Source organism: Ruegeria sp. BE1 (assembly GCF_056538885.1).
In genome coordinates, this window is record NZ_JBQFTY010000003.1 from 228,248 (window position 1) to 253,792 (window position 25,545).

Annotated in this window: 24 protein-coding genes; 17 read left to right on the forward strand and 7 right to left on the reverse strand. The window is 61.1% G+C overall.

The window, feature by feature from the left end:
• Window positions 1–91 precede the first annotated feature (91 nt).
• Both ACR0J5_RS11240 and ACR0J5_RS11245 read left to right on the forward strand, forming a co-directional pair.
• Window positions 92–2,293: a response regulator gene (locus ACR0J5_RS11240; protein WP_480653333.1), complete on the forward strand. Its 2,202-nt coding sequence runs from the start codon at window positions 92–94 to the stop codon at window positions 2,291–2,293.
• Window positions 2,294–2,302: 9 nt separating this feature from the next.
• Window positions 2,303–2,761, forward strand: coding sequence for a VOC family protein (locus tag ACR0J5_RS11245; RefSeq protein WP_480653335.1), 459 nt, complete (start codon window positions 2,303–2,305; stop codon window positions 2,759–2,761).
• Here ACR0J5_RS11245 and yaaA read toward each other — a convergent pair.
• From yaaA to ACR0J5_RS11260, 3 genes are all read right to left on the reverse strand, one after another.
• Window positions 2,752–3,522 carry a peroxide stress protein YaaA gene (yaaA, locus tag ACR0J5_RS11250; protein WP_480653337.1) on the reverse strand — a complete coding sequence of 257 codons (771 nt, stop codon included), beginning with the start codon at window positions 3,520–3,522 and terminating at the stop codon, window positions 2,752–2,754. The genes ACR0J5_RS11245 and yaaA overlap by 10 nt on opposite strands.
• Window positions 3,523–3,555: 33 nt before the next feature.
• Window positions 3,556–5,595, reverse strand: a complete 2,040-nt coding sequence (gene recQ, locus ACR0J5_RS11255) for a DNA helicase RecQ (RefSeq protein ID WP_480653339.1) — start codon at window positions 5,593–5,595, stop codon at window positions 3,556–3,558.
• A 77-nt stretch (window positions 5,596–5,672) separates the two neighbouring features.
• Window positions 5,673–5,960, reverse strand: coding sequence for a YggT family protein (locus ACR0J5_RS11260; protein ID WP_480653342.1), 288 nt, complete (start codon window positions 5,958–5,960; stop codon window positions 5,673–5,675).
• Between the two features lie 127 nt (window positions 5,961–6,087).
• Here ACR0J5_RS11260 and ACR0J5_RS11265 point away from each other — a divergent pair, with 127 nt between their 5' ends.
• From ACR0J5_RS11265 to smpB, 10 genes are all read left to right on the forward strand, one after another.
• Window positions 6,088–7,455, forward strand: a complete 1,368-nt coding sequence (locus tag ACR0J5_RS11265; protein WP_480653343.1) for an MFS transporter — start codon at window positions 6,088–6,090, stop codon at window positions 7,453–7,455.
• Window positions 7,452–8,315: a penicillin-insensitive murein endopeptidase gene (mepA, locus tag ACR0J5_RS11270; protein ID WP_480653344.1), complete on the forward strand. Its 864-nt coding sequence runs from the start codon at window positions 7,452–7,454 to the stop codon at window positions 8,313–8,315. The genes ACR0J5_RS11265 and mepA overlap by 4 nt, the downstream gene beginning before the upstream one ends.
• Window positions 8,288–9,172, forward strand: a complete 885-nt coding sequence (locus ACR0J5_RS11275) for an esterase-like activity of phytase family protein (protein WP_480653346.1) — start codon at window positions 8,288–8,290, stop codon at window positions 9,170–9,172. Before mepA ends, ACR0J5_RS11275 begins: the two co-directional genes overlap by 28 nt.
• Window positions 9,173–9,263: 91 nt before the next feature.
• Window positions 9,264–9,908: a queuosine precursor transporter gene (locus tag ACR0J5_RS11280; protein WP_480653348.1), complete on the forward strand. Its 645-nt coding sequence runs from the start codon at window positions 9,264–9,266 to the stop codon at window positions 9,906–9,908.
• Between the two features lie 321 nt (window positions 9,909–10,229).
• The gene (gene arfB / locus ACR0J5_RS11285; protein ID WP_480653929.1) at window positions 10,230–10,649 is read left to right on the forward strand and encodes an alternative ribosome rescue aminoacyl-tRNA hydrolase ArfB; all 420 of its coding nucleotides are present in this window, start codon (window positions 10,230–10,232) and stop codon (window positions 10,647–10,649) included.
• 55 nt (window positions 10,650–10,704) lie between these two features.
• The gene (locus ACR0J5_RS11290) at window positions 10,705–11,448 is read left to right on the forward strand and encodes an SDR family oxidoreductase (RefSeq protein WP_480653350.1); all 744 of its coding nucleotides are present in this window, start codon (window positions 10,705–10,707) and stop codon (window positions 11,446–11,448) included.
• Window positions 11,449–11,529: 81 nt separating this feature from the next.
• Window positions 11,530–12,546 (forward strand): P1 family peptidase, encoded by a 1,017-nt coding sequence (locus ACR0J5_RS11295; RefSeq protein WP_480653351.1) that lies wholly within the window; start codon window positions 11,530–11,532, stop codon window positions 12,544–12,546.
• 114 nt (window positions 12,547–12,660) lie between these two features.
• Window positions 12,661–13,074 carry a c-type cytochrome gene (locus ACR0J5_RS11300; protein ID WP_480653353.1) on the forward strand — a complete coding sequence of 138 codons (414 nt, stop codon included), beginning with the start codon at window positions 12,661–12,663 and terminating at the stop codon, window positions 13,072–13,074.
• A 206-nt stretch (window positions 13,075–13,280) separates the two neighbouring features.
• Window positions 13,281–13,823, forward strand: a complete 543-nt coding sequence (gene idi / locus ACR0J5_RS11305; RefSeq protein ID WP_480653355.1) for an isopentenyl-diphosphate Delta-isomerase — start codon at window positions 13,281–13,283, stop codon at window positions 13,821–13,823.
• A 47-nt stretch (window positions 13,824–13,870) separates the two neighbouring features.
• Window positions 13,871–14,353 (forward strand): SsrA-binding protein SmpB, encoded by a 483-nt coding sequence (gene smpB, locus ACR0J5_RS11310; RefSeq protein ID WP_209195765.1) that lies wholly within the window; start codon window positions 13,871–13,873, stop codon window positions 14,351–14,353.
• A 13-nt stretch (window positions 14,354–14,366) separates the two neighbouring features.
• On the opposite strand, the gene glpK is transcribed toward smpB, so the two are convergent.
• From glpK to panB, 3 genes are all read right to left on the reverse strand, one after another.
• Window positions 14,367–15,845, reverse strand: a complete 1,479-nt coding sequence (gene glpK, locus ACR0J5_RS11315; protein ID WP_480653358.1) for a glycerol kinase GlpK — start codon at window positions 15,843–15,845, stop codon at window positions 14,367–14,369.
• Between the two features lie 70 nt (window positions 15,846–15,915).
• Complete coding sequence (panC, locus tag ACR0J5_RS11320; RefSeq protein ID WP_480653360.1) at window positions 15,916–16,758, reverse strand: pantoate--beta-alanine ligase; 843 nt, start codon at window positions 16,756–16,758, stop codon at window positions 15,916–15,918.
• On the reverse strand, window positions 16,755–17,594 hold the full coding sequence (gene panB, locus ACR0J5_RS11325) for a 3-methyl-2-oxobutanoate hydroxymethyltransferase (RefSeq protein WP_480653362.1): 840 nt from the start codon (window positions 17,592–17,594) through the stop codon (window positions 16,755–16,757). The genes panC and panB overlap by 4 nt, the downstream gene beginning before the upstream one ends.
• A 171-nt stretch (window positions 17,595–17,765) precedes the next feature.
• Between panB and ACR0J5_RS11330 the strand changes: the two genes are divergently transcribed.
• From ACR0J5_RS11330 to ACR0J5_RS11350, 5 genes are read left to right on the forward strand one after another with little or no spacing between them, the layout of a single operon-like run.
• Window positions 17,766–19,253: an ABC transporter substrate-binding protein gene (locus tag ACR0J5_RS11330; protein ID WP_480653363.1), complete on the forward strand. Its 1,488-nt coding sequence runs from the start codon at window positions 17,766–17,768 to the stop codon at window positions 19,251–19,253.
• A 49-nt stretch (window positions 19,254–19,302) separates the two neighbouring features.
• Window positions 19,303–20,250, forward strand: coding sequence for an ABC transporter permease (locus tag ACR0J5_RS11335; protein WP_480653365.1), 948 nt, complete (start codon window positions 19,303–19,305; stop codon window positions 20,248–20,250).
• Complete coding sequence (locus tag ACR0J5_RS11340) at window positions 20,247–21,062, forward strand: ABC transporter permease (protein WP_480653367.1); 816 nt, start codon at window positions 20,247–20,249, stop codon at window positions 21,060–21,062. Before ACR0J5_RS11335 ends, ACR0J5_RS11340 begins: the two co-directional genes overlap by 4 nt.
• Window positions 21,059–22,657, forward strand: coding sequence for an ABC transporter ATP-binding protein (locus ACR0J5_RS11345; RefSeq protein ID WP_480653369.1), 1,599 nt, complete (start codon window positions 21,059–21,061; stop codon window positions 22,655–22,657). Before ACR0J5_RS11340 ends, ACR0J5_RS11345 begins: the two co-directional genes overlap by 4 nt.
• Window positions 22,658–22,690: 33 nt before the next feature.
• Window positions 22,691–24,142 carry an aldehyde dehydrogenase family protein gene (locus tag ACR0J5_RS11350; RefSeq protein ID WP_480653371.1) on the forward strand — a complete coding sequence of 484 codons (1,452 nt, stop codon included), beginning with the start codon at window positions 22,691–22,693 and terminating at the stop codon, window positions 24,140–24,142.
• Window positions 24,143–24,145: 3 nt separating this feature from the next.
• Here ACR0J5_RS11350 and pncB read toward each other — a convergent pair whose 3' ends face one another.
• Complete coding sequence (pncB, locus tag ACR0J5_RS11355; RefSeq protein WP_480653372.1) at window positions 24,146–25,438, reverse strand: nicotinate phosphoribosyltransferase; 1,293 nt, start codon at window positions 25,436–25,438, stop codon at window positions 24,146–24,148.
• Window positions 25,439–25,545 lie beyond the last annotated feature (107 nt).

Sequence of the window (25,545 nt, forward strand, 5' to 3'; positions counted from 1 at the left end):
CTGACACGGGGCGCATCGGTCCGGCAACGGCTTAAGCACTTTTTCACGCTCTGCCCGGATGCTGGACCCGACTGACCCGGGATCACCTAAGATGAGTCTTGCAAACAAACTGGCGCAGGAACGGCGCGCGCGTCTGGCGGCGGAACGGCTGTTAGAGATGAAACAGGCCGAGCTTTCGGCGGCCAACCGCAAGCTGGGCCTGCATGCCGTGGCGTTGACGAAACGTATCGGTGAAACCCAGGCCGAGGTTGAAACGGTGCGCGGCGAAAACGAAAAGGTCAAATCCGATCTGACACGCGCGAATGCCAAGATGGAACTGGCCGAGCGCCGGTTGTGGCAGTCCATGCAGACCATTCAGGATGGCTTTGCCTTCTTTGATCACCAGAACTGTCTGATCGCGGCGAATGCCACCTATCTGATGCTGTTTGACGGATTGGATGAGGTCGCTCCGGGCATTTCCTATGCGCGTATCCTTGAGATTCTGACCGACGAGGGCCTTGTGGATATCGGCACGGAACCGGCCTCGGACTGGCGGCGCAGAATGTTGGAGCGCTGGACGCTGCCGCATCCTGAATCGGTGGTGATCAAGCTGTGGAATGGCGAGTATTTCAAGATGATCGACCAGCGCGGCAATGGTGGTGACGTCATCAGCCTTGGCCTGAACATCACCGCCACCGTCCGCAATGAGGCCGAGTTGAACGCCGCCCGCGAACGGGCCGAGGCCGCGAACAGAGCCAAATCCGCCTTTCTGGCCAATATGAGCCATGAGATCCGAACCCCGATGAACGGCATTGTCGGCATGACCGAGCTGTTGTCGGAAACCCCTTTGGATGAGGAACAGCGCCTGTATCTCAACACCATCCGCAATTCGGGTGAGGCGCTGTTGGTGATCATCAACGACGTTTTGGACTATTCGAAAATCGAAGCGGACAAGCTGATCCTGCACCCTGAACAGTTCGACTTCGAACGCTGCATTCTTGAGGTCGCGATGCTGTTGCAGCCCAGCGTGCGCGACAAGGGGCTGTCTTTGCTGGTGGATTACGACCTGTTCCTGCCGACACTCTTTGTGGGCGATCCCGGACGTGTCCGGCAGGTGCTGACCAATCTGGTCGGCAACGCGGTGAAGTTCACCTCGGACGGGCATGTGTTGATCCGCGTGACCGGGGTGCCGAATGCCGAGACAAACAGCTGCGACATTCACGTGGCGATCGAGGATACAGGCATCGGGATCGAGGCTGAAAAGGTCACGCATATCTTTGGTGAGTTCAATCAGGTCGAGGATGCGAAAAACCGCGAATTCGAAGGCACCGGGCTGGGTCTGGCGATCACCAAACGTCTGGTGACCCTGATGGGCGGCTCGGTCTGGGTCGAAAGTGAGCCGGGTCAGGGATCATGTTTCGGGTTCCGGGTGTCGCTGCCCACGGTTGAGGGGCCGCAGCCCGCACCGCCCGATCTTCACGGGCGTCTGCGCCATGTCATCGTGGTCGAGGATCTGGCCGTGAACCGCGCGATCCTGTCGAAACAGCTGGGCCGGTTGGGCTCACGCGTGACGGTCTGCGCCACCGGGGCCGAGGCGCTGGCGGCCGTGGACGATTCCGTGGACCTGCTGCTGTGCGATCATGACCTGCCGGATATGGACGGGCTGGATCTGGCGACAACGCTGAAAGACCGCGGCTGGGGCGATGTTCCGGTGGTGGTGATGTCTGCCAATCCCGGCATCATCCACGCCAATCCGGCCCGGCATCTGATCGAAGGTGTGTTGCAAAAACCGATCCCGCGGGCCGAGCTTTATGCCCGCCTGACCACTCTGGGTCGCGCGCCGGTGGACCCGCAGCCGGACGCGCCCGTCGTTCAGCCCGCGCCGACCGCGGACCACCCGCGCAAAATGCGCGTTCTGGCGGCCGAGGATAACCGAACCAACCAGTTGATCCTGCAAAAGATGGTCAAGGATCTGGATATTGACCTGAAATTCGCAGGTAACGGGCTTGAGGCTGTTGAATACTATCAGACATTCGACCCGGACCTGATCTTCATGGATATCTCGATGCCCAAGATGGATGGCAAACAGGCGACCTCGGAGATCCGGTGGCGTGAGGTTGAGACCGGCCGCCATGTGCCCATTGTGGCGCTGACGGCTCATGCCATGGCGGGGGATGACCAGGGCATCCTTGCGGCGGGGCTGGACCACTATCTGACCAAACCGCTGCAAAAACGCAAAATCCAACAGATGATCCTGGATCATCAACCGGAACAGACCTTGCCCGTGATTGCCGACCCCGCCACGGCTGACTAAGTTGGTTTCATGACAGATCGTGGATTTCAGCCCCGCGCTTTGGGCGAGATCGCCATTCGCTGCGCCGATATGGCGGCAATGGTTGCGTTTTACGAAGATGTGATCGGTCTAAAGCGCCTGATGGGCGACCATAACAGTGCCATCACATTCTTTGAAATTGCCCAGGGATTCGGCGGCCATACGCAGGTGCTGGCGCTGTTTCACCACACCGCAGCACCGCGTCCCGGCCTGCATCCCTCGGGGTCTGATGCGCCTGTGACCGGGGCGGGGTCGTCCCTGCATCACATCGCACTCTCGCTGCCTTTTGCCGAACAAGAGGCGGTGATGCGTTGGTATGACAAACTGGGCCAGCCCTACCGCGTTGAACAGTTCGGCTGGATCGGTTGGCGCGGCATTTTCACCGAAGACCCCGAAGGTAATACGGTGGAACTGGTGGCCTATGACCCCTCGATGCGGGATCAGGCCTGATAGGGGCGCACAAAGACCGGTTTGTCTTCTTCCGACAGGTCGGCGCGGTATTCATAGCCTCCGGTGTCGAAATCCAGCAGACCCTTGGGATCGGTCAGGCGATGTTGGACGATGTAGCGCGCCATGGCACCGCGCGCTTTCTTGGCGAAAAAGCTGACAATTTTGGGGGTGCCCGCCTTGTCTTCCATGAAGACGGGCGTAATGACCTGCAGTTTCAGCGCCTTGAGGTCGACCGCACCGAAGTATTCCTGGCTGGCGCAATTCACCAAGACATCTGATCCGATCTGATCGCCTTGGGCGTTCAGCGCCTTGCTCAGCTGGTCGCGCCAATATTCATACAGGTTCTTGCCGCGCCGGGTTTTCAGCTTGCTGCCCATCTCAAGCCGATAGGGCTGAATGGCGTCCAGCGGACGCAGCATGCCGTAAAGACCCGACAGAATGCGCAGGTGATCCTGCGCCCAGGCCATTTCGTCTGCATCCAAAGACGCGGCCTCAAGCCCCTGATAGGTGTCGCCTGCAAAGGCCAGCGCGGCGGGGCGGGTCAGATCGGCCTCGGGCGCGTCTGAGAAGGCGCGGTACCGGTCACGGTTCAGGCGCGCCAGATCATCGCTCAGGTCCATCAGCTTTTTCAGATCGCCCAGCGTCAGGTTGCGGGCGGTTTTCGACAAGCGGATCGCGTCGTCCTGAAAATCGGGTTGCGTGACCGTCACATCGCGCTCGGCCCAGTCCAGCCGCTTGGCCGGGGAAATCACTACCAGCATATCCGCCCTTACTCCTTGCCTGATACCCGGTACTTAGCCCGCCTGTTCCAGCACGTCCAGAAAGGCCGCGCCAAACCTTTCGTGACGACGATCGCCCAGCACCTGTTCCAGCCCGCGCTGATCGCCGGGCCGCAGCTGCGCCACCTTGGCCAGTTGCGAGGCCGAGCAGGTCAGCGGTTTGTCGATCCCGTCGGGCCCGCGCGACAGCTGGGTCTGAACCTCAAGCAGCTGGTCGTAAATATCCCCCTGATCGCGTCCAGCCAGTTTGCGGCGGGCAGGGTGCAGGGCCGCGGCTTCGCCCGCGATCACCTCAAGGAACGTATCGCCATAGCGCTCCAGCTTTTTTGCGCCCACACCGCCGATCCGGGCCATGTCGTCCAGCGTCATCGGGCGGGTTTCGGCCATCTCGATCAGGGTTCGGTCGGGGAAGATGACATAGGCCGGCACCCGCTGCGATTCCGCCAGCGCGCGGCGTTTGGCCTTGAGCGCGGACAGCAGAGGCGCGTCTTCTTCAGCCACCATCGCTTTGACGGCGGGGCGGCGGGTGGCTTTGCGGATCGTGTCCTTGCGCAGGTTGATCTGCGCCTCGCCTTTCAGGATCGGTTTTGCGGCCTCGGTCATGCGCAGGGCACCGTGGCGGTCGGGGTCGGGGCGGACCAGATCGTGCCCCATCATTTGCCGGAAGATCGCTTGCCATTGCGGACGCGACCAATCCTTGCCGATGCCCCATGTGGACAGGGCGTCATGCCGCCGGGCGCGGATTTTGTCGGTTTCATTGGCCAACAGGATGTCGATCAGATGGCCCGATCCAAACCATTCCTCTGTGCGCAGGATACATGAAAGGGCCATACGGACAGGCGTGGTGCCGTCGAAAACCTCGGGCGGGGTGTCGCACAGATCGCATTTGCCGCAGGGCTCGGCCTGTTCCCCGAAATAGCCCAGCAGAGTTTGACGGCGGCAGACCAGCGCCTCGGCCAGCCCAAGTAGAGCGTTCAGACGGGCATGGTCGGCCATGCGCCGTTCCGGCGGGGCCAGCCCCTCGTCGATTTGCGAGCGGCGCAGGCGGATGTCGTCGGGGCCAAAAAGGGTTAGCGTTTCCGCGGGCCCGCCATCGCGGCCCGCACGACCGATCTCCTGATAATAGGCTTCGATGGATTTGGGCAGGTCCGCATGGGCGACCCAGCGGATGTCGGGTTTGTCGATGCCCATGCCAAAGGCCACGGTGGCAACGACGATCAACCCGTCCTCACGCGCAAAACGGGTTTCGACAATGCGCCGATCTTCGGGGTCCATGCCGCCGTGATAGTGGCAGGCCACGTGGCCCTCGGCGCGCAGGGCCTGCGCCAGCACCTCGGTCTTGTTGCGGGTGCCGCAATAGGCGATGCCGGATTGCCCTTTGCGCGCGGCGGCGAAATCCAGCACCTGTTTGCGCGGCCCGTCCTTGGCAGCAAAGGCCAGATGGATGTTGGGCCGGTCAAACCCGCGCAGGAATTTGCGCGGTGCGGTGCCGTCGAACAGTTTCTCGACAATCTCGTCCTGCGTTTCCGCATCCGCTGTGGCAGTGAAGGCCGCCAAGGGCACATTCAGGGCGCGCCGCAGTTCTCCGATCCGTAGGTAGTCAGGGCGGAAATCATGGCCCCATTGGCTGACGCAATGGGCCTCGTCCACCGCAATAAGACTTACATTGATCCGCCGCAGCATGCCCAAAGCCGACCCGGCGGCCAGACGTTCGGGGGCCATGTAGAGCAGTTTCAGCCGACCGGCCTCCAACGCCTCCCACACTGCGTCGGTCTCTTCGGGGGTGTTGCCGGATGTCAGGGCACCGGCCTCGACACCGGCCTCTTGCAACCCGCGTACCTGATCGCGCATCAGGGCGATGAGGGGGGAAATCACCACCGTCACCCCGTCGCGCATCAGCGCAGGCAATTGGAAACACAGGGATTTTCCGCCCCCGGTGGGCATGATGGCCAACACATTTTCGCCCAGCGTGACGGCATCGACGATCTCTTCCTGACCGGGGCGGAAGTCGTCGAATCCAAAGACATCTCGCAGCAAAGGCGCGGCGTCGAACATGTGGGGGGTGCCCTGTTTTAAGGTTTATCTGCTCTTAAGACAGGACAATCACATACTAAGATTCGGTGAACAAGAGGTCAGACGAAATAGACCATATTGTTGATCAGGATGATCCGTAGGGCATAGACCCCGATCAGCACTACCAAAGGCGTCAGGTCCAGCCCGCCCATATTGGGCAGAATGCGCCGGATCGGGCCATAAATAGGTTCCAGTATCCGGTTCAGACCATACCAGATTTGCGCCACCAGCTGCTGGTGCAGGTTGAGCACCTGAAAGTTGATCAGCCAGCTCATGATCACATGGGCCAGAATGATGAACCAGACAATGTCCAGGATCAGCAACAGAATTTGGATCAGCGACAGCATGGGGCCTCCGGGTAGTCGATTGCCTGAGACCTAAGCGCCCCCGCACCAAAGAGCAAGCCCGCCAACAGAGTGCTTGCGAAATGACCCAAAGCCCCGTCTTATGAATGCAACGATAACAGGGGCAGTCATGGCAGAGATTTCCAAGCGCAAGCGCATCTGGGGCTGGTGGTTTTTCGATTGGGCATCGCAGCCCTATCACTCGCTGCTGGTGACCTTTGTCTTTGGACCCTATTTCGCCGGTGTCGCGGCCGGGTATTTCTCGGGCACCGGGCTGGATGCCGAGGCTGCGGCTGCGCGGGCGCAGACGGTCTGGGCCAATTGCCTGACCATTACAGGCCTGATTATCGCCTTTGGCGCTCCGCTTTTGGGGGCGTTGGCGGATGTGTCCGGGCGGCGCATTCCTTGGATATTCGGCTTTTCGGTGATGTATGCCGTGGGATCAGCCGCGCTGTGGTACACGATGCCCGACGGATCAAACATGTGGCTGATGCTGTCGGCCTTTGGTCTGGGGTTTGTGGGTGCCGAATACGCGCTGATCTTCATCAACTCGCAGCTGCCCGAGCTGGGCGATGACAATGAGGTGGGCGAGATTTCGGGCTCGGGATTTGCGTTCGGGTATTTTGGCGGGCTGATCTCACTTGCGATCATGCTGACCCTGTTTGTCGAGCAACCCAACGGCAAAACGCTGATCGGTATTGCGCCGATCCTTGGGCTGGACGCCGCCGCGCAAGAGGGGACGCGGTTCGTCGGTCCCTTTACCGCCGGGTGGTTCATTCTGTTCATGGTGCCCTATTTCCTGTGGGTGCGGGATGACCCGGACAGCAACAAGAAAGGCAGTTTTGCTGAAGCGCTGCGCCTGCTGGGCAAGTCCATTTCCGATCTCAGGCACCGGGGTAGCCTGGCCAGCTATCTGGTGTCGTCGATGTTCTACCGGGATGCGCTGAACGGGCTTTACAGTTTTGGCGGCGTTTACGCGCGGCTGGTGCTGGAATGGGATCTGATCAAGATCGGCGTATTTGGGATTGTCAGCGTTCTGGCCTCAGCCATCTTTGCGTGGATCGGGGGCAAGGCCGATAAGAAATACGGCCCTAAGCCGGTCATTCTGTTGGCGATCTGGGTTCTGATCTTTGTCTGCATCACGGTGGTGTCGATGGACCGCACACAGATTTACGGAATCCCGCTGGCCGAAGGTTCAAACCTGCCCGACATGGTGTTCTTTGGTTGTGGTGTTCTGATTGGTGGCATGGGCGGCATTTTGCAATCGGCCAGCCGATCCCTGATGGTGCGCCACACTGATCCCAAGGCCCCTGTGGAAAGCTTTGGTCTGTATGGTCTGTCGGGGCGTGCCACCGCCTTTGCCGCGCCCTTGCTGATCGGAATTGCCACAACGGTCACCGGCAGCGCGCGTCTGGGGGTGTCACCGATCATCGCTTTGTTTATTCTGGGCCTATTCCTGATGCGCTGGGTGAAACCGGAAGGGGATCAGAGCAGATGATTTTACGACGTTTTTTGGCAATAATTGCCGCGATTACATTGGCAGGAACGGCTGGGGCGCAACCTCTGGCCAAGCAATTGTTCGGGGCGCAAAAGCAAAGCTCAGCCCAAAAACCGGCCGCGTTCGGCAGTTATTCGCGCGGATGTGCAGCCGGATCGGTCCAACTGCCCGAGACAGGGCCAACATGGCAGGCCATGCGCCTGTCGCGCAACCGAAACTGGGGCCACCCCGAGGCGATCGACTATGTGCAGGACCTCAGCCGGTTTGCGGCGAAACAACCGGGGTGGAATGGTCTCTATATCGGGGATATCAGCCAGCCGCGGGGCGGGCCGATGACATCCGGGCATCGCTCTCATCAGATGGGTCTGGATATCGATATCTGGATGCTGCCGGGCGACAACATGCGCCTGAGCCGCAAAGCGCGCGAGAACCTCTCATCGATTTCCCTGCGCCGCGCCAATGGGGCTTTTGTCAATGGCAACTGGACCAAACAACATCATGAGATTCTGAAAGCAGCCGCCAAGGACAAGCGCGTGGCGCGGATTTTCGTCTTTCCCGGTGCCAAGGTTCAGATGTGCAAGGACGAGAAAGGCAACCGCGCATATCTGCGCAAAATCCGGCCATGGTGGGGGCATCACTATCATTTCCACGTGCGTCTCGCCTGTCCGCGCGGTTCCAACGGGTGTGTCAACCAAGATCCGCCCCCCAAGGGGGATGGCTGTGATCAGGCGCAGGAGTGGGTGAACAATATCCTTAACCCGCCGCCGCCTGACCCGAATGCGCCTGCGCCAAAGCCCCGGCGTGAATATCGTCTGGCTGATCTGCCACAGCAATGCGCCGCCGTACTGCAATCCAACTGATCGCAACGCTGCCATTGGCGGGAATGGCATGGGGGGTCGAGGTTAAATCGGCCACCCACCTGCACAGTTTTGCCTGGCGGCACAGTGCCGACTGGTTTGGCGGGTTCTCGGCCCTGCAGATCACCGACAATGGCCGTCAGATGATTGCGCTCAGTGACCGCGCTGTTTTGGTGCGCGCAGCCATCACGCGGGACGGGGACGCGATCACCGGTATTCGGATCACCGGAAACTGTCCGGTCCTGTCCAGCAAGGGTCGCCCGTTGAACGGCGGAGCGGGGGATTCCGAAGGGATCGCCTTTGCCCCGGATGGAAGCTTTTACATCTCGTTCGAGGCCGTCCACCGCGTGGCCTGGTATGCAGGCCCCGATAGCCCCGCCCGCGTGCTTCCGCGCCCGGACAGTTTCAACGGGCTGAACCCCAACGGCTCGTTCGAGGGGCTGGCCATCGATGATCGGGGGCGTCTCTATACCTTACCGGAAAAAAGCCGCACGGCTGAGGGCGCAATCCCGGTCTATCGCTGGGATGGTCAGGCATGGTCGACCCCGTTTGTGCTGCCGCAACGGGGCAAGTTCCTGCCCGTCTCGGCTGATTTCGGGCCGGATGGCCGGTTCTATGTGCTCGAACGCAGCCTGTCGCTGATCGGGTTTCAATCGCGCCTGCGCCGGTGGCGGATCGCGGGATCAAAGGCTGAGGCCGAAGAAACCCTGTTCACAACCGGCATCGGCGCGCATGACAACCTAGAAGGTCTGTCCGTCTGGCGCGACGATCAGGGGCGTTTGCGGGCCACCATGATCTCGGACGACAATTTCCTGGCCCTGCAACGCACCGAGTTGGTGGAATACCTGCTGCCTGATTGACTTGGGCGATCCAAAGGTCTAAACGCACAGCTTGCCTTGGGACGGTCCCTTGGCCAAGTCGCCGCTACCTTGTCAAAACGGGCATCAAAACATGCAACGCGCTTACATCCCCGGCATTATTGCCATGGCCGCCATTGTTGTGGCCTCGAACATCCTGGTCCAGTTCCTTGTCTTTGACGGGCTGTTGACCTGGGGAGCCTTTACCTATCCGCTGGCCTTTCTGGTCACTGATATCATGAACCGCGTCTACGGCGTGGCCACCGCCCGCAAAGTTGTCTTCGCGGGTTTCATAACGGGCATCATCTGCTCGCTGATCGGCAGCCAGATCATGCTGCAGGGTGACGGGTTCACCTATGCCGCCGTGCCGCTGCGGATCGCTGTTGCATCCGGCACTGCCTTTCTGATCGCGCAACTGACCGACGTCACCGTGTTCAACGCGATGCGCGGCGGCCGCTGGTGGCGCGCGCCGCTGGTCTCGACGTTGGTCGGGTCGGCGCTGGATACGACGATCTTCTTCACACTGGCCTTTTCGGCCTCGGTCACGGTCTTCGGTGCCAATGCCGACGCCGCAATCAACTGGGCGTGGGAGCCTGTGCCATTTATGCTGACCGGCCCGATGGCTCCGCTGTGGGTGACGCTGGCCTTTGCCGACTGGCTGGTGAAACTGTCGCTGGCGATGATCGCGCTGGTTCCGTTCAAGGTGATCGTCGCGCGTCTGACCGCACGCCCGGCATAAATGCGCGCTTGACTGCGCATCCGGCATAACTGAGCGCCTGACCGCACGGCCTGCGAAAAAAGTGCTTTGAGAATGGCGCATCTTGTGTCAGGCTTAAAGTTAACCGCAACAGATAGAAAAGGAGGTGATCCAGTGTCAAGAAAGAGATTGGAGAGAGGTGTCGGAACAACCGGGGGGATCGCCTGTTAAGGCAGCCCTTGGCGGAGCGCTCGCTCCGGCTGGTCGATTGATCTAACCGACCCGACCTCCTTATACTTTCGAAGGGCCGTCCCGCCGGGGCGGCCCTTTCTGTTTCCCCGCATGACGGCTATGGTCCGTCTCATGTTGCGCATCACGGACGATATCGCCCTGCAGGATTGGGAAATGACGGAAAGCTTCGTGCGATCCTCTGGCCCCGGCGGGCAGAATGTGAACAAGGTTTCCACCGCCGTTGAGCTGCGGTTCGAGGCCGCGCGCTCGCCTTCTCTGCCTGATCCTGTGAAGAACCGGCTGAAACGGCTGGCCGGTCGCCGCTGGACCAAGGATGGCGCGATTATCATCCAATGCGAAGAAACCCGGTCGCAGGCCCGCAACCGCGAGATCGCCCGCGCCCGGCTGGCTGAACTCATCACCCGCGCGCTGGTCAAACCCAAGCGCCGGATTGCCACCAAGCCCACCTATGGCTCGGTCAAGCGCCGTCTGGCCGCCAAAAAGGCGCGCGGGGATGTGAAGGCGCTGCGCGGCAAGGTGTCCGAAGTTTGAACTGGCAGTTTCGCCGCACCTTGCTAGTCTGACCCCGGCAAGGGAGAGCAAGATCATGAGGTTACAGGGCAAAACCGCAATCGTGACGGGCGGCGCGTCAGGTTTTGGCGCGGGGATCGTGCAAAAATTTCTGTCCGAAGGCGCACGGGTCATGATCGCCGATATCAACGGCGCAGCGGCTGAAGAACTGGCGCAGCAGCATGACAACGCCGTGGCGCAACAGGTTGACGTGGCCGATGCGGCCTCGGTGCAGGCAATGGCCAAGGCGGCGATGGACCAATTCGGCCCGCTGGACATTCTGGTCAACAATGCCGGTGTCACCCATATGCCCACCCCACTTGAGGACGTCTCTGAGGATGATTTTGACCGCGTTTTCAACGTGAATATGAAATCCGTCTACCTCACGGCGCGCGCTTTCGTGCCCGCCATGAAGGCGCGGGGGGCAGGGGCAATCCTGAACGTGGCCTCAACTGCCGGTCTGTCGCCGCGCCCGAACCTGAACTGGTATAATGCTTCCAAGGGCTGGATGATCACCGCAACCAAGACCATGGCCGTTGAACTCGCCCCGTCCGGCGTGCGGGTGAACGCCATCTGTCCCGTGGCCGGAGAAACCCCTCTGCTGAAATCCTTCATGGGCGAAGATACGCCCGAGATGCGTGCCAAATTCCTGTCAACCATCCCCATCGGGCGCTTCTCAACCCCCGAAGACATGGCCAACGCGGCCCTGTTCCTTTGCTCGGACGAGGCCAGCATGATCACCGGCACTGCATTGGAGGTCGACGGTGGCCGCTGTATCTGATCCGCTCTTCATCTGTCCAAAAATATCCCCGCCGGAGGCAGCGCGCCTGCGCGCTTTCCCACGCCAACATCAAAGCCTGCCATGACCCCCGGAACCCGCAACCTGATCACCGATGTCCCCGGCCTGTTGGTCGGCAACGCACAGGACGCGGCACTGAAATCCGGCACCACGGTTCTGACCGCAGATCAGCCCTTCACCGCGTCGGTGCATGTGATGGGCGGCGCACCGGGTACGCGGGAAACCGATCTTCTGGCGCCGGACAAATCTGTCACGCAGGTGGATGCGATTGCGCTGTCGGGCGGATCGGCCTTTGGTTTGGATGCGTGCTCGGGCGTGTCCGACGCCCTGCGCGCGCGGGGCCGGGGCTATGCGGTGGGGGATATTGCCGTTCCGATCGTGCCCGGTGCGATTCTGTTCGACCTGTTGAATGGCGGTCAGAAAAACTGGACCGAGAACCCCTATCGCGCCCTTGGATACGCAGCGTTCGACGCCGCCTCGCAAGACTTCGCGCTGGGAAGCACGGGCGCGGGCACCGGGGCATTGGCAGCCAGACATAAAGGCGGGCTGGGCTCTGCCTCTGTGGTGCTGGAAAGCGGTGTAACTGTCGGGGCATTGGTTGCGGCCAATCCATTGGGCAGTGTGACAACCCCCAATGACCGGCACTTTTGGGCCGCTCCGTTTGAAATTGACGGCGAGTTCGGCGGTTTAGGGCCTGATATCGGTACGGGTCTGGGTCAACCAGCGCCCAGCCTCAAGGCGCAGGCCATGCGGCCCGCCGATCCGGGTAAGGGCAATACCACAATTGCCATTGTCGCCACCGATGCCACGCTGACAAAACCTCAATGCCAGCGGCTTGCCGTGGCAGCCCATGACGGAATTGCCCGCGCGATCCTGCCCGCCCACACGCCGGGGGACGGAGATCTGGTCTTTGGCGTCAGCACCGGTACGCGCGCCTCTTGTACGGATACTGAACTTGGGATGATCGGACACGCCGCCGCGTTGTGCCTGGCGCGGGCCATTGCGCGGGCGATTTATCTGGCGACGCCGGCCGAAGGGGATCTTTTGCCCTGCTGGTCGCAGCCACTTGATCTCGGTTAAGGACGACTAAGGTCGGATTGTGACACGGTGCCCTCGCGCGGCAATCTGCGCGTTGACTCTTTTCTGTGCCGGCGTTCCATTCGGTGCAGCCAAAATGTATCGGAGCAAACAGCTATGAACCGCATTCTCGCGACCGTAATTGTCGGCCTGTTGGCCCTTCCCGCTTATGCAGAAGGTGACGCAGAAGCCGGAAAGAAGGCGTTTAACAAATGCAAATCCTGCCATATGATCGCTGACCCTGACGGCGAAGTGATCGTCAAAGGCGGCAAGACCGGACCGAACCTGTATGGCATCGCAGGCCGTACTGCAGGCACCGTTGAAGGGTTCAAATACGGCGACAGCATCGTTGCCGCTGGCGAAAACGGACTGGTTTGGGACGAAACGACCTTTGTTGAATACGCTCAGGACCCCAAGGCGTTCCTGAAAGACTATCTGGGCGAAACCTCGGCCAAGTCGAAGATGACCTTCCGCCTGAAGAAAGGCGGCGAGGACGTTTATGCCTATATCGTCAGCGTTTCGGGCGAATAACGCCTGACGTCTGCCCATTCCTGTTAACGTTACAAAAGGCCGCAGCCCCTGCGGCCTTTCGTGCGATTGATCACAAGCCGCATCAGCGCCACGTTGGAGGGACGAGGAGCGTCATGACTGGAATCGCTTCTCAGAGCCAAGCCGATCTGGCGGCAGCCAACCCGCATTTCCCGCCATCCCGGCGGATCGGCAGCAGGAGACAACATATGGGAATCATGATCCCGGCCTGGGTTGATGGCGAACTGACCGCAGTAGACAAGCTTGAGGCGCATGAAAAGGGCCTGCGGCACAAGGCTGTGTCTGTTTTCGTTGTTCGGGGCACTGAAATCCTGCTGCAGCGCCGAGCCTTGGGAAAATACCACACGCCGGGCCTTTGGGCGAACACCTGCTGCACCCATCCCCGTTGGGGTGAGACGCCATCAGAATGCGCCGTGCGCCGCCTGAGACAAGAGCTGGGCATCACCGGGCTTTATCCGGAATACCGCCACCGGCTGGAATACCATGCCGATGTGGGCAATGCGATGATCGAGCATGAGGTGGTCGATGTCTTTCTGGCCCATGTCCGCGGCCCATTGCAGATCGAACCGAACCCGGATGAAGTGATGGATATCCGCTGGATCGATTATCATGACCTGTTGGCCGAGGTGCAGCGCCATCCAACACGGTTCACCCCTTGGCTGAAGATCTATCTGCACAACTATGCCGACACGATTTTTGGCCCTGATCTGATCATCTCGGCCGCCACCTGAACGCTACGGCTTGCAAGGGCCGTCCAAGCCGCCTAAATCAACGCGTCATGGCCAAGCAAAAGCAGAAGACCGACCCGAATTACAAAGTCATCGCCGAAAACCGGCGCGCCCGCTTCGATTACGCGATCGAAGAGGATATCGAGTGCGGCATCATGCTGGAAGGGTCCGAAGTCAAATCCCTGCGCGCAGGTGGCTCGAACATTGCGGAAAGCTATGCCTCGGTCGACGACGGAGAGCTGTGGCTGATCAACAGCTATATCGCGCCTTATGAGCAGGCGAAGGTGTTCAAACACGAAGAACGTCGTCGCCGCAAGCTGTTGGTCTCGCGCAAGGAATTGTCGAATCTTTGGAATGCGACCCAGCGCAAGGGCATGACGCTGGTGCCGCTGGTTTTGTATTTCAACCACAAAGGCCGGGCCAAGCTGAAGATCGGCATCGCCAAGGGTAAAAAGCTGCACGACAAGCGTGAAACGCAGGCCAAGCGCGACTGGTCACGTCAGAAACAGCGGTTGATGAAGGATCACAGCTGATCCTTCCCCCGGTTCAGAACGCCATCGCGGCTGACACGGCCCGTTTCCAGCGATCATAGGCGGCGTCACGCTCCTCGGCGGATAGTTCCGGTTCAAACCGGCGATCCAGCGCCCAGGTTTCCGAAAACCCTTCCTGGTCCGGGTAAACGCCTGCGCGCATCCCCGCCAGCCACGCAGCCCCCAATGCGGTGGTTTCCTGCATGACCGGTCGGTCAACTTCGGCCCCCAGATAGTCCGACAACCCCTGCATCGCCCAGTCGGACGCGCTGGCCCCGCCATCCACACGCAGGGTTACGTCAGTCTCGGCGCCCCAATCGCCTTGCATGGCGTGCCACAGGTCGCGGGTCTGGTAGGCGATGCTTTCCAGCGTGGCCTTGGCGAATTCCGCCCGGCCCGAATTGCGGGTCAGGCCGAACACCGCGCCCCGGCAGTCAGGTTTCCAGTAAGGTGCGCCGAGGCCGGTGAAGGCAGGCACCAGCACGACATGCTGGTTCGGGTCGGCTTGCTGTGCCAGTTCCCCGCTTTCGGGGGCTGTTTCGATGATTTGCAGCGCATCGCGCAGCCATTGCACCGCAGCCCCGGCCACAAAGATCGAGCCTTCCAGCGCATAGGTCCGTTTGCCGTCCAGTTGATAGGCAATCGTCGTCAGCAGGCGGTTTTTCGACTCCACCGGCTTGTCGCCGGTGTTCAGCAGCGCAAAACACCCCGTGCCATAGGTCGATTTCATCATGCCCGGCTGGAAACACGCCTGCCCGATGGTGGCGGCCTGTTGGTCCCCCGCCACACCCAGAATGGGGATATTTCCCCCTAATAGGGTCGTTTCGCCGAAGTCCGAGGCACAGTCATGGACCTGCGGCAGCATGTTCATCGGCACGTCCAGCAGGTCGCAGATTTCCGTGCTCCATTCGCCTTTGTGGATGCCGAACAACAGGGTGCGGGCCGCGTTGGTGGCGTCGGTGGCGTGGCTGCGGCCTTCGGTCAGACGCCAGATCAGGAAACAGTCGATGGTGCCGAACAGCAGCTCTCCGGCTTCGGCTTTTTCGCGGGCACCGGGGACGGTATCCAGCAGCCATTTCACCTTGGTGCCCGAGAAATACGGGTCCAGCAGCAAGCCGGTTTGGGCGGTCACGTCATCCTCGCAGCCCGCTTGTTTGTAGCGGGCACAAATCTCGGCGGTGCGGCGGTCCTGCCAGACAATGGCGTTGTGGATCGGTTTCCCGGTGGCGCGGTCCCAGACCACGGTGGTTTCGCGCTGATTGGTGATGCCGATTCCGGCGATCTGGTCAGGGGTGACACCAACGGTTTCCATCACCTCATGGCAGACGCGTAGCACGCTGTCCCAGATTTCCTCGGGGTCGTGTTCGACCCAGCCCTCCTGCGGGAAATGCTGGGTGAATTCGTGCTGCGCGGTGCCTGCGCGCTGCATGTCCGCGTCAAACAAAATGGCCCGCGATGATGTGGTGCCCTGATCAATGGCGAGAATATAGGTCATGCCCCGCGCCCCCCTCCGGTATTGGTTTTGCGGGACTTTAGCGCAAACAATGGCGCGGGGGCCAGTGCGTTCAGACGGGAATATTGTCGATCAACCGAACCCCATCCGCCCAGGCCGCCGCGAACAGCCGCGCGGGACGATCCGCATGGGTCAAAGGGTCCAGCGTTTCAGCGCAGCGCAGCTGGATGTATTCGACCTGCGTGAACCCGGCCGCCAGAAGGTCGGTCTGGGCCTGCGCGGACAAACCGTCAAAGGCTGCGCCATCTTTCAAAGCGGCGGCCAGATCGGTCATGATCCGGTGCTTATGGGCCGCAACCTCCAGCCCCTCGGGCGACAGGCGCAGGTTGCGCGAGGACATCGCCAGACCCGAGGCTTCGCGCACCGTGGGGCAGCCGATCACCTTGATCGGGATATCCAGATCGCGGGCCATGCGGCGGACGACCATCAGCTGTTGATAGTCTTTTTCCCCGAAATAGGCCCTGTCCGCTTGTGTCTGCAGGAACAGCTTTGCAACCACAGTTGCAACCCCGTCGAAGTGGCCGGGGCGGAATTCGCCCTCCATCACATTGGTCAGACCGGCGACGGATACGGTGGTGGCAAAGCCCTGCGGATAGATTTCATCGGGGTCCGGTACATAGATCGCATCAACGCCGTAGGGGGCCAGTTTCTGCGCATCCTCATTTTCGGTGCGGGGGTATTTGGCCAGATCTTCGGGGTTGTTGAACTGTTTGGGGTTCACAAAGATCGTGACGATGACCCGATCCGTGCCCGCCTTGGCGGCCTGAACCAAAGACAGATGCCCCTGATGCAGCGCGCCCATGGTGGGGACGACGCCGATGACCTCGCCCTTGCGGTGCCATTCGGTGGTCAGCGCGCGCAGATCGGACAGGCGGCGCAGGATGGGGGCGGTCATGTGTTGGACCCTTTGCTGGGGGATTGATCGGCAAAGACGTGTTCGTCGGCTGGAAAGGCGCGGCTGCGCACTTCGGCTGCGTATTCGGCGATGGCGGCTTCGGCCTGTGGGCCTAGCTCGGCATAGCGTTTGACGAATTTCGGTTTGAAGGCAGTGAAAAAGCCCACCATGTCGTCGACCACAAGGATTTGCCCGTCACACCCGGCTGAGGCCCCAATGCCAATGGTGGGAATCGCAACCTCGGCCGTGATCCGGTCAGCCAAACCTTGGGGCACCTTCTCAAGCACCACGGAAAAGGCACCGGCCCCGGCCACGGCGCGGGCATCGGCCAGAACGGCCTGTGCCTGTTCGTCGCGACCCTGCACCTTGTAGCCGCCCAGCGTGTTGATCGATTGCGGCGTCAGGCCGATATGCGCCATCACCGGAATGCCGCGCTTGACCAGAAAGCGGATGGTCTCGGCCATCTCAACCCCGCCTTCCAGCTTGACAGCCCCTGCGCCGGTCTCGGCCATCAGGCGGGCGGCATTGCGGAACGCGTCCGCAGGCGAGTGCTCATAGCTGCCAAAGGGCATGTCGATGACCATCATGGCGCGCTCCAGACCGCGTGCGACGGCCTGGCCGTGCATCACCATCATCTCCATCGTCACGCCCAGCGTCGATTCCAGCCCGTGCAGCACCATTCCGACACTGTCACCCACCAGAACAAAGTCGCAATGCGCATCCATCAGCCGTGCCATCGGCGTGGTATAGGCGGTCAGCGAGACCAGCGGCGTACCGCCTTTGCGGGCGCGAATATCCTCGGCATTCGGGGCTTTTTTGCGGGCGGTGGCGCTCATGCTCGCTCCTTGCGGGGTCCATGTTGCAGCGCGGCATAGCAGACCGGGCAGGGTTATAGAAACCCCGGTTGCGCGAACATTCCCTTGATTGACCCAAGGTTTAAAGGGACACTCCCCCCGGAAAAGCCCGCAAAACAGCGGGTTCACAGATTGAAACGTGGGGAGATTATTATGACCAAGCAGATGCTAAGAGGTTTCGCATCCGCCCTTGCATTGGGCGTCAGTGTTCTTGCCAGCGGGGCCTGGGCCAAGTCGGACATCACCATCGCCATGCAGCTGGAACCGCCGCATCTGGACCCCACAAGTGCTGCGGCGCAGGCAATTGATTCCGTGGTCTATACCAACATTTTCGAAGGGCTGACGCGGTTCATGGGCGACGGCTCGGTCGTGCCGGGGCTGGCCGAAAGCTGGGAGATTTCGGAAGACGGCAAAACCTATACCTTCAAGCTGCGCGATGGCGTGACCTTTCATGACGGCACCGTGATGGATGCCGAGGACGTCAAGTTCAGCCTGGACCGCGCCACTGCCGAAGACAGCGCCAATGCGCAAAAGGCGCTGTTTGCCGGGATTGAAAGCACTGAGGTTGTCGATCCGCTGACGGTCAAGGTCAAGTTGTCCGAACCCAACGGGAATTTTCTGTTCAACATGGCCTGGGGCGATGCGGTGATCGTGTCGTCAGACAGTATCGACGATATCAAGACCAACCCCGTGGGCACCGGGGCCTATACCTTTGGCAACTGGGTGCAGGGCGACAGCATCACGCTGAACCGCAATCCGAATTACTGGGGCGAACAGCCCAGCCTGGAGACGGCGACGTTCAAATTCATCTCGGACCCGACCGCCGCCTTTGCCGCCATGATGGCCGAGGATGTGGATGTGTTCGACAATTTCCCCGCCCCGGAAAACCTGCCGCAGTTCGAGGCCGATCCGCGTTTTCAGGTGCTGGTTGGCTCGACCGAGGGTGAAACGATCCTGTCCACCAACAACAAGCAGGCCCCGTTCGACGATATCCGCGTTCGGCAAGCTCTGGCCCATGCCATCGACCGGCAGGCCATCATCGACGGGGCGATGTTCGGTTACGGCACCCCGATCGGCACGCATTTCGCGCCACATAACCCGGCCTATGTCGATCTGACCGGCAATTCGGCCCATGACCCGGAAAAGGCGGCCAAGCTGCTGGCAGATGCGGGATATGCGGACGGGTTGAAGACAACTCTGCACCTGCCGCCCCCCTCTTATGCGCGCCGCGGGGGTGAGATCATCGCCGCCCAATTGGCCGAGGTCGGCATCGAGGCCGAGATTATCAACGTGGAATGGGCGCAATGGCTGGAATCGGTGTTCAAGGGCAAGGATTACGGCCTGACCATCGTCAGCCATACCGAGCCGATGGATATCGGCATCTATGCGCGGCCGGATTATTATTTCCAGTATGACAGCGTTGATGCCCAGACCCTGATGGAAACGCTGACCGCAACCACTGACCCGGATGAGCGGAAAAGGCTGATGGGCGACATGCAGCGGCTGATCGCAAGTGATTATGTGAATGGCTACCTGTTCCAGCTGGCCAAACTGGGCGTTGCCAAGGCGGGTGTTCAGGGCCTGTGGGAGAACGCGCCCACCGCCGCAATCGACCTGACCCAGATCAGCTGGTCCGAGTAAACCGGCAATCCTTCTGGACGCGTAGCACCACCGGGCCTAACGTGGCCTGATGGTGCGCTATACCCTCAAACGCCTGATCTCATTGATGATCAGCCTGGCTGTCGCCTCGGTCGTCATCTTCGCGGTGATCGAGGTGGCGCCGGGCGATCCCGCGTCCTTTATGCTGGGGGTGAACGCACAAGAGGACACGCTGGCCGCGCTGCGGGCCGAGCTTGGATTGGACGTGTCCAAAGCCCAGCGGTATTTCAACTGGGTCGGCGGGATGCTGGCGGGGGATTTCGGCACCTCTTACACCTATCGCACACCGGTGTCTCAGATGATCGCGGACCGGATGTGGGTGTCGTTGCCGCTCGCGCTTTATGCGCTGACGCTGTCCACCCTGATCGCCTTTCCTGCGGGCATCTATGCCGCCGCGCGCCGGGGCAGGCCGGGCGATCTGACGGTGATGGGGGCGACGCAGCTGGGCATTGCCGTGCCGAATTTCTGGTTCGCGATGATGCTGGTTCTGATCTTTGCCATCAACCTGCGCTGGTTCAACGCCGGTGGCTTTGCCGGTTGGCAGGATGGTGTCTGGACCGGTCTGCATTCCCTGACCCTGCCGGCCATTGCGCTGGCCCTGCCGCAGGCGGCGATTCTGGCGCGGGTCATGCGATCCTCTCTGCTGGATATTCTGGGCGAGGATTTCATGCGCACCGCCCGCGCCAAGGGGCTGTCGCGCCGTCAGGCGCTGTGGCGGCACGGGGTGCGCAATGCGCTGATCCCGGTGCTGACCATCATCGGCCTGCAGTTTTCCTTTCTTCTGGCCGGGTCGATCATCATCGAACAGGTCTTTTACCTGCCCGGCCTTGGCCGTCTGGTGTTTCAGGCCATTTCCGCGCGCGATCTGATCGTGGTGGAATCGGTGGTGATGCTGCTGGTCTTTGCGGTCATCACCGTGAACTTTCTGGTCGATCTGGCCTATGCCGCCGTTGACCCAAGGCTAAGAGGCCGGACATGAGCCGAAACCTGATCCTTGGCGCGGTCTTGTCCTCGCTGGTTCTGCTGGCAGCGCTGCTGAGCTTTGTCTGGACGCCCTATGACTATGCGGCTTTGGATATTCCCAACAAGTTGAAACCTCCGAACGCGCAGCACTGGTTCGGGACGGATCATTTCGGCCGCGACATGTTCTCGATGATCATGGTGGGCGCGCGGACGTCTATTGCGGTGGCCTTGGTGGCGGTGGGGATCGGCATGGCGCTGGGCGTGCCGCTGGGTCTGACGGCGGCGGCGCGCAAGGGGTCGTGGCTGGATGAGGTGATCATGCGCGGCAATGATCTGGTCTTTGCCTTCCCGTCGCTGGTCATTGCAATCCTGATCACCGCCGTATTCGGTGCGGGGGCGATAAACGCCATCATCGCCATCGGCATCTTCAACATCCCCGTCTTTGCCCGCATCACCCGAGGGGCCGCCCTGTCCTTGTGGGAGCGTGAATTCATCCTCGCCGCCCGTGTCTCGGGCAAAGGGGCAGCGCGGATTTCGGCGGAACATATCCTGCCTAACGTGGCGAACCTGTTGATTGTGCAGGGGACCATTCAGTTCAGCCTTGGTATTCTTGCCGAGGCGGGTCTGTCTTATGTCGGCCTTGGCGCGCAGCCCCCCACGCCCAGCTGGGGCCGTATGCTGGCCGATGCGCAGACAATGGTCAGTTTTGCCCCGCATTTGGCTCTGATTCCGGGATTGGCGATCATCGTCACCGTACTGGGGCTGAACCTGCTGGGCGACGGGTTGCGCGACTGGCTGGATCCTCGGATACGGGTGGCGCGCGCATGACTCTGTTGCAGATCGAGAACCTGTCGCTGTCCATCCACGGGGCGGGAATCTTGAAACAGGTCAGCCTGACCATCGATCCCGGTCAGATCGTGGCGGTGACGGGGGAAAGCGGTTCGGGCAAATCGATGACCGCCTTGGCCGTGTTGCAATTGCTGCCGAATGGGGCTGACCCGCGCGGTGCGATCCGGTTGGAAGGGCGCGACCTGCTGACCACCTCTGAACCCGAAATGTGCGCCCTGCGCGGGGCAGAGATCGGGATGGTGTTTCAGGAACCGATGACGGCGCTGAATCCGGTCAAGACCATCGGGGATCAGGTCATGGAAACAATCCTGATCCACAAAGCCATGACGCCTGCTGAGGCCCGCGCCCGCGCGGCAGAGGTTCTGGCGCGTGTGGGCCTGCCGCCGGATCGCTTCCCCCTGAGCCGCTACCCGCATGAGCTGTCCGGCGGGCAACGCCAGCGTGTCGTCATTGCCATGGCCATTGCCCTGCGCCCCAAACTGCTGATCGCGGATGAACCGACAACCGCCCTGGACGTGACCACGCAGGCGCAAATCCTTGAGCTGCTCAAAGGGTTGGTGCGCGAATACGGTATGGGTCTGTTGATGATCACCCATGATCTGGCGGTTGTCGCCGATATGGCCGACCGCATTGTGGTCATGCGGCACGGAGCGGTTGTTGAAAGCGGCGCAACCGCCGACCTGTTGCGCAACATGCAGCACCCCTACACGCGGATGCTGTTTGAGGCGTCGGGCCATCAGGTGGCACTGCCCGACACGGCGGCCAACGCTCCGCTGTTGGAGGTCACACAGGTCGTCCGCGATTACCGCCTGCCGCGCAAACGTCTGTTCTACAAGCCGGGCCTGCACCGCGCTGTGGATCATGTCAGCTTTACGCTCAATCGTGGTGAGAGGTTGGGGCTGGTCGGAGAGTCTGGTTGCGGAAAATCGACCCTAACTCGGGCTATTTTAGGGCTGGAAGACGTGCAGGGCGGGGACATCCGGCTGGAGGGTGAGCCTGTCTTTACCGGCCACAAGCCGAACCCGGCGGTGCGTCGTAAGATGCAGGTGGTGTTTCAGGACCCCTATGGCAGCTTTAACCCTCGCCACAAAGTCGCGCGGCTGATTACCGAGCCGTTTCACCTGCTGGACACGCCGCCCACCGGTTCCGAGCGGCAGGACCGGATTGCCGAGATGCTGACCGCCGTGGGCCTCAGCCCCGATGATGCGGGCAAATACATCCACGAATTCTCGGGCGGGCAGCGGCAGCGCATTGCCATCGCCCGCGCCCTGATCATCCGGCCGGAACTGATCTTGTTTGATGAGGCGGTCTCGGCCCTGGATGTCTCGGTCCGTGCGCAAATTCTGGACCTGCTGGCGGACCTGTGTGCGGCCTATGATCTGACCTATCTGTTCATCAGCCACGATCTGAGCGTCGTGCGCACGATCACCGACCGGGTGATGGTCATGCAGGCGGGCCGGATCGTCGAACAGGGCGCGACCGAGCAGGTCTTTTCCAACCCGCAACATGCCTACACAAAAACCCTGATCGAAGCCGCGCCGACCTTGCCGGAAATCGGCAGCCAAGTGGCCTGAAAAGTCCAATTTAGAGCCTATATGGAGGCCCCAATGTCCAATCCCCTCTGGTTCAATCCCACCCTTTGTTTGATCGGGGGCGAATGGGTCGCCCCAGCCTCGGGCGCTGATCTGCCGTTGATCAACCCATCCGACGGGTCCGAGATTTGCCGCATTGCGCGTGGGGATGGTGCGGATATCGACGCGGCGGTTGGCGCTGCGCAGGCCGCGCTGGACGGCGATTGGGGCCGCAAAACCGCGTTGGAGCGCGGCCGCGTCCTGACCCGGCTGGGACAGCTGGTGTTGGAGCGCGTCGACGATCTGGCCGCGCTAGAGGCGATGGATGTGGGCAAACCGCTGACACAAGCCCGTGCCGATGCGGTGGCCTTAGCGCGATACTGCGAATTCTACGGTGGCGCAGCGGATAAAGTGACGGGCCAGACCATCCCGTATCTGGATGGCTACACCGTATATACTTTGCGCGAACCGCACGGGGTGACGGGTCATATCGTGCCTTGGAATTACCCGATGCAGATCATCGGACGCTCGGTCGGGGCGGCGTTGGCGATGGGCAATGCCTGTGTGCTGAAACCGGCCGAAGAGGCGTGTTTGACCGCGTTGGCCTTTGCCCATCTGGCGCAACAGGCGGGGCTGCCCGCTGGCGCGTTGAACGTGGTCCCCGGCATCGGGGCCGAGGCTGGGGCGGCGCTGTCAGGGCATCCGGGTGTGCATCATATCTCGTTCACCGGGTCGGTCGCGACCGGCGCCTTGGTGCAACAGGCAGCGGGCCGCAATGTGGTGCCGGTGACGTTGGAATTGGGCGGGAAATCCCCGCAGCTTGTCTTTGATGACGCCGATCTGGACGCCGCGCTGCCGTTTCTGGTGAATGCAGGAATTCAGAACGCAGGTCAGACCTGTTCGGCCTCGTCCCGCATTCTGGTGCAGCGCGGGGTGTATTGCCAGGTCAAACAGCGCATGGCCGCCGCTTATGCCGATCTGACCGTTGGCCCGGCGGCGCAGGACTTGCGCGTGGGGCCGCTGATCTCGGCCCGTCAAAAGCAGATTGTTGAGGGGTTTCTGACCAAAGGCGCAGACTTGACCATCGCGGGGCAGGGGCATATCGTGGCGGATGCGCCCGCGTCAGGGGCTTATGTCCAGCCCACTTTGTTCGCTGATGTGCCGCCGGATCACAGCCTCGCGCAGGATGAGATTTTTGGCCCCGTTCAGGTGTTGATCCCGTTTGAGACCGAGGACGAGGCGGTGCAGATCGCCAACGGCACCGACTATGGCCTTGTCGCCAGTGTCTGGACCCGCGACGGCGCGCGGCAGATGCGGCTGGCAAAACACCTGCGCGCGGGTCAGGTCTTTGTCAACAATTACGGGGCCGGGGGCGGGGTTGAGCTGCCCTTTGGCGGGGTCGGCAAATCAGGCCACGGCCGCGAAAAGGGGTTCGAGGCGCTGTACGGCTTCTCGCAGCTCAAAACCGTGGCAAATCACCATGGTTAGGGTCTAAACGATCACCTCAATCGCCTCTTGCGCCCCGACGCCAAAGACACGTTTGTAGCGTGCTATTTCATCCTGCGGGCCCATCGCCTTTTCCGGGTTGTCCGACAATTTGACCGTCGGGCGCCCATTGGCCGAGACCGCCTTGCACACCAGCGAGAACGGCGCCAGCGCGTCATCAGGGACCAGGCCGCGGAAGTCGTTGGTCAGCAATGTGCCCCAGCCAAAGGACACTTTGGTCCGCCCGGCGAACTGGGTCTGCAATTCGCGAATTTTCTCTACGTCCAGCCCATCGGAAAAGATCACGCGTTTCTGCTTTGGGTCTTCGCCGCGCGATTTCCACCATTTGATGGCCACTTCGGCCCCGGTGGCGGGATCGCCGCTGTCGATGCGGATGCCGGTCCAGCCCGCCAGCCAATCCGGCGCGCGGTCCAGAAATCCCTGCGTGCCATAGGTGTCGGGCAGAATGATGCGCAGATTGCCTTCGTGTTCGTCGTGCCAATCGCTCAGAACGTCATAGGGCGCGCGGGCCAAAGCCTCATCGGTGTCGGCCAGCGCAGAATAGACCATGGGCAGCTCATGCGCGTTGGTGCCGATCGCCTCAACCTCGCGCCGCATGGCGATCAGGCAGTTGGATGTGCCCGAAAACGCGGGGCCCAGCCCCTCGATCATCGCCTGCACGCACCAATCCTGCCATAGAAAGGAGTGGCGGCGGCGGGTGCCGAAATCGGCGATGCCCAGCCCCTCGATCTGGCGCAGCTGTTCGATCTTTTCCCATACGCGGGTCATGGCGCGGGCATAAAGCACTTGCAGCTCGAAGCGGCGCATGTCGTTCAGAACCGCGCGGGATCGCAGCTCCATCAGTACCGCCAGTGCGGGGATTTCCCACAGCATGACCTCGTGCCATTTGCCCTCAAACGTCAGCTCATACTGATCGCCCTTGCGCTCCAGATGATAGGGCGGCAGGCGCATATTCTCGAACCACTCCATGAAATCGGATCGGAACATCTGCCGTTTGCCGTAGAACGTATTGCCCCGCAGCCAGGTGCTTTCCCCCCGGCTGAGACCCAGCGACCGGATGTGATCAAGCTGTTCACGCAGTTCGCCTTCGTCGATCAATTTGGCGAGAGGGATGTGATTCGACCGGTTGATCAGCGAAAAAACCACATTCGTTTGGGGCTTATTTCGAAACACTGACTGGCACATCAGCAGTTTGTAGAAATCTGTGTCGATCAAAGACCGCACAATCGGGTCAATTTTCCATTTGTGATTGTACACACGCGTCGCAATATCGACCATGAGTGAACTCCAGCGATTTCTTTCGTTAGATCAATAGGCGAAAGGATTGGCAAGAGTCGCCGGATCGTAGACAATGACAAGGTGAGGTCACAAATCGAGCATATTGT

Bases quoted from the DNA above. Each gene is read 5' to 3' on its own strand.
- ACR0J5_RS11240 (WP_480653333.1), top strand. From the start codon at position 92: ATGAGTCTTGCAAACAAACTGGCGCAGGAACGGCGCGCGCGTCTGGCG.
- ACR0J5_RS11245 (WP_480653335.1), top strand. From the start codon at position 2,303: ATGACAGATCGTGGATTTCAGCCCCGCGCTTTGGGCGAGATCGCCATT.
- yaaA (WP_480653337.1), bottom strand. From the start codon at position 3,522: ATGCTGGTAGTGATTTCCCCGGCCAAGCGGCTGGACTGGGCCGAGCGC.
- recQ (WP_480653339.1), bottom strand. From the start codon at position 5,595: ATGTTCGACGCCGCGCCTTTGCTGCGAGATGTCTTTGGATTCGACGAC.
- ACR0J5_RS11260 (WP_480653342.1), bottom strand. From the start codon at position 5,960: ATGCTGTCGCTGATCCAAATTCTGTTGCTGATCCTGGACATTGTCTGG.
- ACR0J5_RS11265 (WP_480653343.1), top strand. From the start codon at position 6,088: ATGGCAGAGATTTCCAAGCGCAAGCGCATCTGGGGCTGGTGGTTTTTC.
- mepA (WP_480653344.1), top strand. From the start codon at position 7,452: ATGATTTTACGACGTTTTTTGGCAATAATTGCCGCGATTACATTGGCA.
- ACR0J5_RS11275 (WP_480653346.1), top strand. From the start codon at position 8,288: ATGCGCCGCCGTACTGCAATCCAACTGATCGCAACGCTGCCATTGGCG.
- ACR0J5_RS11280 (WP_480653348.1), top strand. From the start codon at position 9,264: ATGCAACGCGCTTACATCCCCGGCATTATTGCCATGGCCGCCATTGTT.
- arfB (WP_480653929.1), top strand. From the start codon at position 10,230: ATGTTGCGCATCACGGACGATATCGCCCTGCAGGATTGGGAAATGACG.
- ACR0J5_RS11290 (WP_480653350.1), top strand. From the start codon at position 10,705: ATGAGGTTACAGGGCAAAACCGCAATCGTGACGGGCGGCGCGTCAGGT.
- ACR0J5_RS11295 (WP_480653351.1), top strand. From the start codon at position 11,530: ATGACCCCCGGAACCCGCAACCTGATCACCGATGTCCCCGGCCTGTTG.
- ACR0J5_RS11300 (WP_480653353.1), top strand. From the start codon at position 12,661: ATGAACCGCATTCTCGCGACCGTAATTGTCGGCCTGTTGGCCCTTCCC.
- idi (WP_480653355.1), top strand. From the start codon at position 13,281: ATGGGAATCATGATCCCGGCCTGGGTTGATGGCGAACTGACCGCAGTA.
- smpB (WP_209195765.1), top strand. From the start codon at position 13,871: ATGGCCAAGCAAAAGCAGAAGACCGACCCGAATTACAAAGTCATCGCC.
- glpK (WP_480653358.1), bottom strand. From the start codon at position 15,845: ATGACCTATATTCTCGCCATTGATCAGGGCACCACATCATCGCGGGCC.
- panC (WP_480653360.1), bottom strand. From the start codon at position 16,758: ATGACCGCCCCCATCCTGCGCCGCCTGTCCGATCTGCGCGCGCTGACC.
- panB (WP_480653362.1), bottom strand. From the start codon at position 17,594: ATGAGCGCCACCGCCCGCAAAAAAGCCCCGAATGCCGAGGATATTCGC.
- ACR0J5_RS11330 (WP_480653363.1), top strand. From the start codon at position 17,766: ATGACCAAGCAGATGCTAAGAGGTTTCGCATCCGCCCTTGCATTGGGC.
- ACR0J5_RS11335 (WP_480653365.1), top strand. From the start codon at position 19,303: ATGGTGCGCTATACCCTCAAACGCCTGATCTCATTGATGATCAGCCTG.
- ACR0J5_RS11340 (WP_480653367.1), top strand. From the start codon at position 20,247: ATGAGCCGAAACCTGATCCTTGGCGCGGTCTTGTCCTCGCTGGTTCTG.
- ACR0J5_RS11345 (WP_480653369.1), top strand. From the start codon at position 21,059: ATGACTCTGTTGCAGATCGAGAACCTGTCGCTGTCCATCCACGGGGCG.
- ACR0J5_RS11350 (WP_480653371.1), top strand. From the start codon at position 22,691: ATGTCCAATCCCCTCTGGTTCAATCCCACCCTTTGTTTGATCGGGGGC.
- pncB (WP_480653372.1), bottom strand. From the start codon at position 25,438: ATGGTCGATATTGCGACGCGTGTGTACAATCACAAATGGAAAATTGAC.